Here is a 12,304-nt window from a genome sequence, read left to right on the forward strand (position 1 = left end):
CTAGATACACGCCGTCCCACCAGCCGACGGCGCGTTTCCGCACGTCACCCCCCAAATCCACGGACTATCCCGCTACATCACCTGCGGAACCCGGGTTCCGGTGTGAGGGGCGTGTGGCTTGCATCGCCGCGTCGTACGCGTGGAGACGTCCCCGGACGGATCCCTTGTGGTTGGTTGCTGGGTTCCCCAGTAGGGGCGCGGGAACTGGGGTGGTGGCGGGCGGAGGCGGTCGCCGTTTGGTGCGGTGCTCCGTGGAGCCTTCGACTGGGCGATCGTCCCCGTGGATAAGAGGCCAAGGCTGTTTGAGCTGCCCTGACATGACGTCGCAGGGTGGCTGTCAGGCCAGTGCGTTGAGCCAGGTGTCGCCAGGTGGGGGGACGAAGAAGTATCCGCCACCGATAGTGAGGGTGTATTTGGCCATGGCTTCGCCCTGCAGCCGTCTCTGCACGGCTTCGAAGCCCTGGGCGAGGTCGCGTTGGAAGCAGGAGAAGATCAGTCCCTGGTCGTCGGTGCTGCGGTGGTAGTTGTAGCCGCGGCGGACCAGGGGTGGGGGATGGCGCCGGTCGGGGGCTGCTCTGCGTACGTGTGCGTCGAGGGGTGTGATTTTGCCGTCGGCGTCTGAGGTGAAGGCTGCTCGTTCGTCGTTTGGGGTGCCGTCGAGCCAGCGGCCGTCTTGTCGGCGGCCGATGATGCGTTCCTGTTCGTGGATGGTTTCTTTGTCCCAGAAGCTGGTGGCGAGTTGGATGATGCGGATGACTTGGTAGCTGCCGCCGACGGTCCAGGCCGGCTCGTCCTGGTCGGCGGTGATGATCGCACGGCGGGTGATTTCGGGTGCGGTGGCGGGGTTGCCGTATCCCTCGGTGAAGTGGAACGGATTGCGGGCCAGTCCTCGGCCGTGTTCGGTGTGGTTTTCGGGGCGGTGGCCGGCCAGGCGCCACCGCACGTTCCATAGCGGCAAGGCGTGCAGCGTCTGGTCGGCGGCTTCCTTCACTGCACTGCTCGAGGTCCCGGTGACCTGCAGCAGGAGGTCACCGTGTGAGTGGGAGGGCTGGAGTACGTCGCCGGTGAAAGAGGGCATGCGTTTGAGCTGGCTCGGTGCGTCAACACCGCCAGGCAGACCGTCCGCACTGACCGCCATCCAGCCGGCCGTCTTTGCTCCGTCGATGGCTGTGACCCGCTGGTGTACGGTCCTGAGCGCATCGGTGCGGTGCTTTTCGCTGACGTCCAGATCCAGCGAGATGACCTGCGCATACGGCAAGGGGGCCGCCCCGCGCAGAGGCGCGGGCGTCGACGTCTTGGGGGTGGGTTCGTCTTTGAGTACGGCGGCACCGACGGCGCCCAGCCCGCCTATGCCGAGGGCGGTGGCAAGTGAGGTCGTCAGGACCGTGCGTCTGCTGCTCATCGTCGGCCGAAAGCCCTTCGGGGGTTGGGACCGTGGGAAGCGGTGAGGGGCACTGTCCGTCAGGCGGGGTGCAGGGCTTGGCGGGCTACCGCCCGCGCGAGGTCGGTGCGGATGTTGTCGTAGACCGCGCTCAGGGCTTCCTCAAACGGCGCGAGGTGATCGGGCCAGTACTGGTCGCGGTAGTGCATCTCGGCCTGGGCCTGATAGACGGCTGCCTGATCGAGTGCGGAGTGAAGGGCCCGGCGCTGCCTGTCGGGATCTGTCGTCAGATGGTCATCGCAGACGGCGCGCGCTCTGATCCGGGCCTGGTCTGCGATCGTTTGCGCATCCCCGCCGCCGGTCGGCTGCTCGAGCAAGACGTCGGTAGCCAGCTCGCCGAGAGAACGGAGCAGTTGGGGGAGATCACCGTTGTGGTCGCCGATGGCCTGTGTCACGGCGGCGTCGACCAGGCGATGCAGCAGGGTCTGCAGCTCGTCTGGTTGCCAGCTGCGCTCGCGCAGGCCATACAGTTCGGTGCGCTGCTGTGCGCCGAGCCGACTCCACTGGGCGATCTGACGGTTCAGCGCCAGGTAGGCGGCCATCTGCGGCGCGTGCTGCTGCTGGGTGCGCAGTTCATCGACCTCGCGGCGGTCCCACACCGTAAGGTTGAAAAGCTCCTCGAGCTCGGTGGTGAACATCAGTGGGGCCAGCGATGTGCCGCCCACATGGGAGTAGCGCCGGACGTATTCGAAGACCGAGATCGTCGCTGTGATCCACTGGGTGTCGGTGACCGTCACGCCTTCCTTGGTCTCGATCGCCTGGAGCAGTCCCCCGCGCAGGCGCACCCCACCGGGCAGGGCCCCGGAGGGCAGGGGAGTGACGGTGCCGTCGGCAAGGTCGTAATCCCTGCCCCGTGTGTAGCAGTTGCCCGCGGCGAGCGCCTGCGCGATGCGCTTTTCCAGCAGCAGGGTCTGCATACTCGCGGTATCGGTGACGCCGAAGGCGTCGTGCACACGCTTGCGTCCTTGCGATGTCAGCCGTACCAGAGCACGTTCTGTGTCGACGGCGTAGTCCTGGCCCTTGTCCAATGTGGCGGCCAGGCGGGCTGCCGTGCGTAGCGCGTCTGCCGGGGAGGAGTCGTCTTCCAGCAGCATCAACGGCTCGGCGATGGGGGCGATCAGCACGTGTCCCGGATCCGTCACCACCGCTGCGGACACGCCCCGGCTGATGCGGTCATACGGCGCTTGGGCCTGCCGGTCATGCAGCAGGTCCAGGGCGAAGCGCCGGTAGGCTCCCACGGTGACGTCGGCGCTGTAGGCTGCGTTGCGCTCTGCTTCGTCCATGCCCTCGCGCAGCACGCCGACCGTGATGCCCAGGGGGCTGCAGACGGCCGCGGCGAGCTTTCCCTCTTCCTCGGCCTGCCGCTCATCGGGCGTGATCATATGGACGCCGCCGTCGGCCAGCACGTGCAGAGATGCGGCCAGGAACCGGGCGCCGCGCAGTCCTTCCTCCCCGGCAGTCCGGCCGCCATGGATCATGGTGCGGCCGGTCAGGCGGAGGGCCATCTGCCGGGCCTCGTCGTCGAACGCCACACCCCCAACTGCCGCGGCCGGCCGGCCGAGGACAGCGAGCACCGCGTGGGAGAGGGCCTCCAGCGTCTCTCCTGCTGCGGCACGGCGCCTCAGGTCCTCGATTGCGGAACGCGCGTCCATCCAAGCTCCCAACTCACGTATCAGCCGCCTCCGGGGAAGTGCCCGGGCAAGTGCATGTCGGGCAGCTTGTCAACGAAACGTGCGAAGGCCTCGGTCGCCTCGCCCGTACGGGTCTTGGGACCCTTTTCATCGATTTCGATGCGGCCCTCGAAGCGTCCCTGCCCGACCCGGTCCGTCCCGGGCGGCCGATACAGCGGGGAGTCCTCAGGGATGGTCCAGGTCCCGTCGGCGTTGCGGATCGCTCCTGTGGTGAAGTCCGGGTTGATCGCGGCCGGGTCGACGCCGCAGTTGTGGACGAGAACAGACGTCGTGCCTGCGATCACATAGTAGGTGTGCAGGCGGTCGACGGTGAGGTTGTAGACCGTGGTGTGTTCGGTGTGCCGGCGCAGGGCGGTGATCTGTACCCAGGTGCCGGCGCTGGTCTGCAGCCATTGTCCTGCGGTGAGCTCGCCGGCGTTGATCCACCGGTGAAGCTTAGGAACCCAGAAGGGATGGCCGTCGGTGGCGGTGAGGGTGCTGGTCTTGCTGCCTGTTGGGCCGTCGGTGTCGAGGGTGATGTCGATGAGGTGTTTGTCGCCGCTGCCTTTGACCAGGGCGGTGACTGTGTGTGGGCCGCTGTTGCCGGTGTCCGGGTCGGTGGCGAGTACGGTGTCGCCGACGTCGACGTCCTTGATGGCCTTGCGGGTGCCGTCGGCCATCAGCACGGGGGTATCGCCGGTGAAGCTGTTGGGGAAGGCGCAGCTGCCCAGTTTGGAGCCGAGTCGTCCCTCGGCCAGGGCGCCGAGGCCTTCGCCGAGCATGCCGGACAGGCAGCCGATGGCGGCGGACTGGCCGACCTGGCCCCAGTTGACCTTGCGTCCGGACAGGCGCTGGGTGAGCCAGTCCGTGCCGCCGTCGATGAGGCCGCCGATGACGCAGGCGGCGATCAGGGGGTTGTTGCCGGTGGGGTCGGTGTAGGTGGTGGGGGAGGACAGGGCGTACTCGTAGAGGTTGGCGCCGCTGGCGAAGCCGCTGGGGTCCTGGGAGATGAAGCGGCCGGTCTGCTGGTCGTAGTAGCGGTCGCGGTAGTAGAGCAGGCCGGTGCCATCGTCCTCGCGGCCGGTGAAGGTGTACGGGTTCGACGACGACGCACCCGAAGCGGTGGGCGTGCCGTTGGGGTCATAGGCGTAGCTCGTGGCCACCGTGCCGTCCGCGTTCGCCAGTCCCACCACGCTGCCCAGCGCGTCGGTCAGATAGACCTGCGGTGTGCCGGACTCGGAGCGGGTGAGGAACGCGTCCAGGCCCGAAGCGGCCACCGTGGCCGTCGTCGCCCCGGAACCGTCCTGCTCGACCAGCGGGTTGGCGCCGTCGGTCAGATACCGCCGACTGGACGCTCCCGTGGTCTTGGAGATCCGTCCGCCGAGAGCGTCGTAGCCGAAGGCTGCGGTGGTTCCCGCTTTGGACAGCCCGGTCAACTGCCCGCGGGCGTTCCAGGTGTAGGTGCGCAGGCCATCGCTCGTAAGCTGGCCGTTGGCGTCGTAGATGAAGGTGCGACCGCCGTAGCCGGTGATGCGGTTGTCCTTACCGAACTGTGTGCCGCTCTCCGCAGCGGGCAGGGCGACCTTGGCCAGCGACCCGCTCAGCCCGGTCTGCAGGGCGCGCTGGTCGCGTGCATAGGTCAGGTCGCCGATTGTCTTGGCGCCTTGCGTGTAGGCGACGGAGGTGATGATGCCGGTGGGGTCGTAGCCGGTGGTACGGGTGATGCCGCCCGGCAAAGTGGCGGTTTTTTGGCGCCCCACCGCGTCCAGGCCGAAAGTGACCTGCTGGCTGCCGGATTTGACGGAGGTGAGGATGTCGGAGGTGTCGTAGCCGTAGGTGGTGGTGGTTCCGGCCGCGGTCATGGTGCTGCGCCGGTCGGCGGCGTCGTAGGTGTAGCTGACCGTGCCGGTGGGGCCGGTGGTGGAGGCGAGGTGGTCGTAGGGGTCGTAGGTGAAGGACTGGGGGCCGGTCTGGCTGTCGTTGATCTGCTTGGTCAGGTCGTTGTCGTAGTAGTCGTAGGTGACGGTGGATTCCGCCTGGCCGGCGGCGTTGACGCCGTACTTGGTGGTCTTGAGCCGGCCCAGCAGGTCGTATTCGGCGACGGCCGAGGTGCCGGAGCGGTTGGTCGCCGTTTTAAGGAAGCCGGCTGCGTCGTAGGCGAACAGGGCCTGCGCGCCGAGCGGGTCGGTCACGGTTTTGGGCCGGTCGGCGTCGTCGTAGGCCCAGGTGGTGGTGTTGTTGCGGGCATCGGTGAGGGTGGTGACGTTGCCGTTGGCGTCGTAGTCAAGGCCCGTGGTGTCGCCGAGGGGATCGCTGATCTGCCGGACCTGGTTGAGCGCGTCGTAGGAGACGGTTGTCAGCGAGCCGGCGCTGTCGGTCAGCGCGCTGAGCCGGGCGGCGGTGTCGGCGAACTGTGAGCTGATGTGGCCTGCAGCGTCGGTGACGGCGGTGAGTTCGTTGTTGCTGTAGGCGTAGGTGGTAACGGCCTGGGAGGGGTCGGTGGCGGTCTTGATCTGTCCTGCACCGGTGTAGGTGTAGGTGGTGGCCCGTCCTTCGGCGTCGGTGATCTTCGTCAGGTTGCCGCTGGGGTCGTAGGTGAGCTGTGTGGTGTGGCCGAGGGCGTCGGTGATGCTGCTGGGCTGGTCGTAGGGCCCGTCGTAGGCGGCGGTGCCGGTGGAGCGTGCCTGGTCGGTGCCGGCCAGAACGGTCGCTCCCGTTACATGGCCCGCGGTGTCGTAGTGCAGTTGGGTGAGCCGTCCGTAGGGGTCTGTCACGGCATCGACGCGGTGGTTGGCGCCGCGTTCGAAGTGGGTGGTGCGGGCGAGGCTGGTGCCGTAGGCCTCGGTGTCGGAGGTGCCGTAGCCGCCGTTGAACTCCACCCGCCGCACCGCGCCGCCGGGTTGGGTCACCTCCGTTGCGGTGATCTCTCCGGTGCCGGTGGTGGTGTAGGCGAAGGAGTACTGCTGGCCTTCGGGCAACGTCTGCTGTTTGAGGCGGCCGTCCGGGTAGTAGCTGTTGGTCATGTAGACGATGCCGCGGGCGTCCGTGGCGGTGGCGATGCGGTTGGAGGCGCCGTCGTAGGTGTAGGAACTGACCTTGCCCGCCGGGTCGGTGACCGTCTCCAGCCGTCCCGTGGTGTCGTAGGTGTAGGAGACGGTGCGGCCGGAGTTGTCGAGGGCTTGCGTGACGCGGTTGCTGCTGTCGTAGGTGAAGGTGATCCAGCGGCCGGCCGAGGTCATCAGGCGGGTGATGCCGCCGCGGGTGCCGTCGGTGCGGGTGATGGTGAGGGTGTTGCCGTAGCGGTCGCGGATCTGCTTCAGCGGCGCGTACTGCGGGAACTGCCAGACGGTGCCGTCGGGGAAGGTCAGTTCCCACACGGTGTCGTGGAAGGCGATGACCGTGCCGCGGTAGCGGCCGGAGGTGCCTTGGGGCTGGAAGACGGCGTCGTAGTACCCGGTTCCCGCGGAGGTGCGCACGTAGTGCACCTTCTGCCCGCCGGGAAGGTAGAGGTCGACTTCCTTGTACTGCTGCTCGGAGTGCAGGAACGCGTTGTAGATGAGGTCGCGGCCGATGCCGAAGGCCCGGCTGGCGGTGTCGCCCTGCCAGTAGGTGCGGGTGTCCTCGATGGGGGTGAGGTCGTCGTCGACCGCGAGGTCGGTGCGGGAGTCGGTGAGCAGGCCCGTCGACAGGTCGGCCGGGTCGCCGGAGAGCCAGTCGATGGTGTCGTCCGCCCAGGAGGTCAGCCACGGGGGCAGGGTGGAGATGTTGAACATCGCCCCGTTAAAGGCCCACACCCGGGTCTTGGCGTCCGGGACCACCTGGCGGCCGTCCGCGCTGACCGCGCCGTGCCCGTAGACGTGCCAGCCCTTGCCCTGAGGGTCGTAGTCCATGAAGTCGACCTGGGTGCCGGGCGGTTCGTGCGTGTAGTTGGGGTAGATGATCTGGCCGCCCTTGGGGAAGAGGTACGTTCCGCCGGGCTGCACCGTGAAGTAGACGGGTACGACGCTGTGCTGCGGCAGGGGGAAGGGCGGCCGGTCGATCGGGATCGCCGTGATGCCGAGCCGGGTGACTGTTTTGCCGTTTTCGTCGCGGACCACCGACCCTTTGGGGATGCGGACCTCAAGGCCCGGGATCTTGGGGGTGGTCAGGACGATGTCCTTCGTCGCCGGGATGTCGAAGGTGACGGTGTGCTTGGTGTCCAGCGGCGTCATCCACACCGGGAAACCAAGGTCGCTCGAGAGCCCGGCCCGCGGGTGGATCCGGATGTCGAAGCGGCCGTAGGAGCGCTTGTTCGTGTTGGCGCTGGTACCGTCGACGACCAGCGTCCTGGCGTCGGCGCTGATGCCCGCCAGCTGGAAGCGGCCGCGGGCGTCGGTCCGCGTGTTCTTCGTGTCGATCCGCACGCTCACCTTGGCCAGGGGTGTGCCGTCCAGCTTGAGGACGTGCCCGGTCAGTGCGGTCGTCTCCGGTGGCGCCCGCAGCCGCGCCGGGGCCTTGGGGGCCCCGCCGCGCCAGGTCACCCAGTCCCAGCCGCTGAGGTTGTGCCGGTCCGGCTGCCAGGCATCCGCCCCGCTCGGGACGCTCCCCGCGGCCGCCTTGGCGCGGCCGTCACGGGTGTCGGTGCTGGGATGCGGTCGTGCCGCCTTGTGGGCGGGCGCTCTGGCCGTCTTGTCCGCGTTGACGCTGGAGCTGCTCGTGGCCGTGGTGGTTGTCAGGCCAAGACTCTAGGTGCCGGTCTTCTGCGCGGCGGGATCGACGGTGAGGATGTACGTGCCGGTTGCCGGCAGCGCCGGCAGTGCGAAGGAAGTCGTCGTGGTGCTCATGTACCGGGCGTCGACGAGCCACGTGCCGTTCGGGCCGTAGACCGACAGATACCAGGCGTCCGGGGGAGTGGCGCCCAGCCCGAGCGTGAGGTTCTGCCCGGTTGTGCTGCTGAAGGTGAAACGGGCGTTTTGACCGCTGGTAGTGATGGCGGCGGATTTGTTGCCGCCGCCCACCGTGAGGGCGCCTGCGGCCAGGTCCGGGACCAGGGTGGCGGTGGTGGTACCGGTGACCGGTTTACTCGGCTGCAGCAGCAGGCGGTAGGTGCCCGCCGTCAGCGGTGCTCTGAGGTCCACATCTGAGGTGGACAGGATGCCGAGATAGTCCGGGTCGCTTGCGCCGGGGCTCATCAGCTGAATGGTGGTGGTGCCGGTGAGGGTCGTGTTGCTGAACATCACGGAGGCGCCGTCTCCGGCCTGCGCGTTCAGCGTGAACTCCAGCTGCTGTCCGGGCCGGGTGATCGTGCCGGTGCGGCCGGATGACGACAGGGCGCCCGCCGAGGCCGGGCTGGACAGCCACAGCGTCACGCTTCCGGAGCCGGCCGACTGCGGTTCCAGCAGCAGGGTGTAGGCCCCACCGCTGGTGAGCGGATGCAAAAGGACGGCCTGGGTGGTGTTCGTGGCCACCGAGGTGACCAGAGAACCGTTGCCGCCCTCGGAGCCGATCAGGTCGCGGTAGGTGGTCTGGTTGATGCTGTTGCTGGACAGGCCCACACCGACGAAATCAGCGACGGGAGCGGTGAACCGGACGCGGATGCGCTGACCGGGGCGGGCGGCGGTGGCGGTGACCGAGTTGCTGTCGACGGTGGCACTGACGCTCACGTCGGCGGACAAAGTCACCTATCAGGCTGCCCTGCGCACCCTGATAGGGATCTGCCACCACCGTGTAGGTGCCGCTTTCCGGGAGATCCGACAGGCCCCTCGTCCACAGGCTTTGGGAGGACAGGGCCGCGGAGGTGACGACCTTGGTTCCGGACGGCGCGATCACATCGATGTAGACGGTCGTGGTGAAGGTGTTGCCGGTGATGCCCAGGGACAGGTCATCTCCCGCCGCGGCGGTGAAGGTTGCCTGCGCGTTCTGCCCGAAACGGGTGATGCTCGCCGTGGCCGTATTCCCGGTCGTGGTCAGCGATCCCACGTCCACCGTGCGGGACAGCGTGGTGGCCAGCGTTCCCGTGCCCAAGTGGTCCGGTGACATGCGCAGCCGGTAGGTACCGGTCTGCGGCAGCGCGGCACTGTCCCACTCCGCAGGGCTGCCGGCGGAAACATTGAAGCTGTCCACCTTGGTGCCGTCCGGGGCGTACACGTAGCCGGTGACGTAGGAGGAAAACCCCGTGGGGGTCACGCCCAGCGACATCTTCTGGCCCGCGGTGGCGGTGAAGGACAGTGTGCCGTCCTGCCCGGGACGGGTGATGCCCAATTGCACGGCGCTGCCGGTCGGATCGAGTGCGCTCGCGCTCGCGTAGTGCGACACGGTGACGGTCGCGGTGCCCGTCGCTCCGTTGGTGGGGTCCAGGTAGAGGGTGTAGGTCCCACTCGTCGGCAGCGCGTCGGTGTCCAGTGAGCTGTAGTACGCCTTCGACACTGACAGGGAGTTGAGCTGGTCTCCGTTCGGGGCGTACAGCCGCACGTTCATGTCGTCGCTCATCCCGGCGGTGTCGATGCCGAGACTGAACGAGTCGCCCTTCGCGGCGTCAAAGGTCCAGGCCCCGTCCTGGCCCGCCCGGGTCATCGCGGTGGCGGCGGGATCGCTGGTGAAGGTCAGCTGCCCGCCCGCGGGATGGGACACGGTCACCACTGCTGCGCCGGTGGCGCTGGAGGGCGGGTCGATCACCAGGGAGTAGGTGCCCGACACCGGCAGATCGCGCACCTCGTAGTCGCTGGAGCCGGTGTTGAGGTAGCCGGTGGTGCCCACGGTCTTGCCCTGCGGGTCGACCAGTGTCACGGTGGGGGCAGTCGTGAACGTGGACTGAGTGAATCCCACGGAGATGCTCTGGTCCTGATCGGCGTCGAAGAACACCCGGGCCCGCTTGCCGGCCTCGGTGACGGCGACCGACACCGGATCGCCGGTCACCGAAGCGCGGACCGTGGTCTCGAAGTTGTCGTCATTCCCGGCGAGCGGGACGGTGAAGTCCGTCGGCGAGGTGGCCTTTCCGTCCGGGGTCTGGACGGTGATCCGCCCGCTGGTGGTGGCCGGCGGCACCTTCACCGTCAGGGTGGTGTCGGTGGCACTGACCGTCTGGGCGAGGGTGCCGCGTTGAACCGCACCAGATTGTCGGTGGCGGCCGAGGCGAATCCCGTGCCGGTAAGGGTGACTTGAGTGCCCTCCACACCGGAGACCGGTGCGACGGCGGAGATCGTGGGTCCGGGCGAGGCCACCGTGAAGGTCTCCGCCGCCTCGGCCGTCGACCCGCCCGCCGTCACGGCCACCTTGCCGCTGACGGCGTTTGCGGGGACCGTCACGGTGAGACGAGTGGCGAAGGCGGAGGTCACGGCCGCCGTCTTGCCGCCGATGGTCACGTTGTTGTTCGCAGCGGTGGTCGAAAACCCGGTGCCGGACAGGGTGATCTTGGCGCCGGGTACGGCGCGCACCGGTACGACGGACAGCACAGACAGGGTGTTGGAGGCGAAGCGGTCGATGCCGAGCCGGTTGCCGACCTTGTCGTAGCGGTAGCGCGCGGTCTGACCGGCAGGGTCGGTCACGCCGACCAGACGGCCGGCGGCGTCGTAGGCGTAGACAGCGTTGTCGGTAGTGGGCTCTGCAGCGGCGGAGGACCCATGGGCTTTGCCAGGGGAGCCGGACTTCTGCTGGGACGGTGCCTGGTGCGAAGGCGCCGCCTGCGAATCCTTGGCGCTGGCAGAAGGACGGGGCTGGGGCGGCATGGCGTCGGCCGACACCGTTCCGGCGGCCAGCGCGAGAACCAGCACCCCCACCGCCACCAGCCGCTGCCGGCCGCGTCTGACTGCGTGAAGTAATCCGCCTCGTGACCGCATCGCGCCCTCCCCAGAGCACTTCACGGAGCGCTGAGACCCCGTGAACCTCACCCACAACGCACGAGCCGTCACACAGTAGGCACCGCAGGTCATGTACGCGACATGGTGTGTCGTAACTGGCTGAGATCGGCCTCGCGGCACAACCGCTGGCGGAATGCTCTGTGAGTGGAGCGCACGCTGTATCTGGCCGTGCTGGGCGCGCCTGAGAGAGGCAGTAGTTCCGTTAAGCGGAAGGCGTCGCAGCGGCCTTGATGATGGCGCGAATCCGGCGCAGTGAGGATCGCAGTCCATCCGAACGAATCGGCTGAAGTACTCCGTCGGTGGAACAGGCCGGCGGGCTCGTGGTTCTCGCTCTCGGCGCGGAGTAGGGGTGGGAGGCTGGCGGTACTGGCATGCCGGAGAAAGCGGGCGTCACGGAACCGTCGCCGGGCCGTACGACGCCTGCGTCCTCAGGTATCACCCTCTCGTGCGCCTGACGCCGCCCGCTGGGGCGCAGTGACATTGCCGGGCCGCAGCTGGTGCGGTCCCGACACAGTCTGGTTCGCGAATGGCTGTCAGGCAGGCTGCGGTGCTGCCGGCTCGGCCTGCGCGGCAGGCTCGCTGGTCTCCGGGGTGGTGTAGAAGACGGATCGGCCTTGCTTGGTGCGCTGGGCCTGGTTCTTGGCCACGAGCCCCTCGAGCGTGAGACGCACAATCTTGGCCTTGATCTCTCGGTCGGGGTGCTGCTGTTCCAGAGCGGTGGCGACCTCGGCGGCGGCGCGAGGCTCGTGCTGGCCGGCCAGATGATCGCGCACGAGATCGACGAGCGCGGCCCCGGTGGGCGGCGGTGCCGCAGTGGTCTTCTTTGCGGCTCGCTGCCCCGACGACCGACCGGGCGTGAACATCCAGCCCGACCCAGTTCCGGGAGGGCTCGAAGAGGACTTCCCGAATCAATCCGTCCAACCGAGAAGAGTTTCAGAGCGCTGTCGCAGATTTCGACCGGGCGCTCAGCCTCGACTCCGCACTCGACTGGGTCCTTCTCCTGCGGGCTCGAGCACACCGAAAATGCCGACGGCACGCTGACGCGCTCGCAGACTTCGACCGGCTGGTGCGCAAGCACCCAGACAACGCCGAATACGTCGGCAAGCGAGGTCGGATCCTCCTGGCGATGAGCTCCCTGCATGAAGCCCAGGCGGACTTCGACCATGCCGTCGACCTCGTTCCCTCCCTGGACTGGGCCACTGCGGGACAGGGCGAGGTTCAGCTGCGTCTGGGGAACTTCTCTCAAGCTGTGTCCTACTTCGATCAGGCCCTGGCTGTCGAGGGGACCAATGAGTGGGTTGCCCAGCTGCGACGTGAGGCGCTCAGCCTGCTCGCTGGCACCTGACCCTGACTGGCGT

The 12,304-nt window shown here is 68.0% G+C and carries 8 protein-coding genes; 1 reads left to right on the top strand and 7 read right to left on the bottom strand.

Annotation, left to right across the window (positions count from 1 at the left end; translation table 11 throughout):
• Positions 1-337: 337 nt before the first annotated feature.
• The 7 genes from ABZZ74_RS42955 to ABZZ74_RS42985 form a co-directional block, all read right to left on the bottom strand.
• Complete coding sequence (locus ABZZ74_RS42955; protein WP_356949567.1) at positions 338-1,258, bottom strand: Dyp-type peroxidase; 921 nt, start codon at positions 1,256-1,258, stop codon at positions 338-340.
• A 203-nt stretch (positions 1,259-1,461) separates the two neighbouring features.
• A complete protein-coding gene (locus tag ABZZ74_RS42960) occupies positions 1,462-3,093 on the bottom strand; it encodes a hypothetical protein (RefSeq protein WP_356949568.1) in 1,632 nt (543 codons plus the stop codon).
• Between the two features lie 20 nt (positions 3,094-3,113).
• Positions 3,114-7,631 carry an RHS repeat-associated core domain-containing protein gene (locus ABZZ74_RS42965; RefSeq protein ID WP_356949569.1) on the bottom strand — a complete coding sequence of 1,506 codons (4,518 nt, stop codon included), beginning with the start codon at positions 7,629-7,631 and terminating at the stop codon, positions 3,114-3,116.
• Positions 7,632-7,835: 204 nt separating this feature from the next.
• A complete protein-coding gene (locus ABZZ74_RS42970; protein ID WP_356949570.1) occupies positions 7,836-8,753 on the bottom strand; it encodes a hypothetical protein in 918 nt (305 codons plus the stop codon).
• Positions 8,656-10,140 (bottom strand): hypothetical protein, encoded by a 1,485-nt coding sequence (locus ABZZ74_RS42975; RefSeq protein ID WP_356949571.1) that lies wholly within the window; start codon positions 10,138-10,140, stop codon positions 8,656-8,658. The genes ABZZ74_RS42970 and ABZZ74_RS42975 overlap by 98 nt, the downstream gene beginning before the upstream one ends.
• Before the next feature lie 2 nt (positions 10,141-10,142).
• Positions 10,143-10,865, bottom strand: coding sequence for an IPT/TIG domain-containing protein (locus tag ABZZ74_RS42980; RefSeq protein ID WP_356949572.1), 723 nt, complete (start codon positions 10,863-10,865; stop codon positions 10,143-10,145).
• Between the two features lie 614 nt (positions 10,866-11,479).
• On the bottom strand, positions 11,480-11,809 hold the full coding sequence (locus ABZZ74_RS42985) for a hypothetical protein (protein WP_356949573.1): 330 nt from the start codon (positions 11,807-11,809) through the stop codon (positions 11,480-11,482).
• A gap of 44 nt (positions 11,810-11,853) precedes the next feature.
• Between ABZZ74_RS42985 and ABZZ74_RS42990 the strand changes: the two genes are divergently transcribed.
• Entirely contained in the window at positions 11,854-12,291 is a 438-nt protein-coding gene (locus ABZZ74_RS42990) for a tetratricopeptide repeat protein (protein ID WP_356949599.1), read from the top strand.
• The last annotated feature ends 13 nt before the right edge of the window (positions 12,292-12,304 follow it).

It is taken from the genome of Streptomyces sp. NPDC006476, assembly GCF_040612015.1.
Lineage (GTDB): Bacteria > Actinomycetota > Actinomycetes > Streptomycetales > Streptomycetaceae > Streptomyces > Streptomyces griseorubiginosus_B.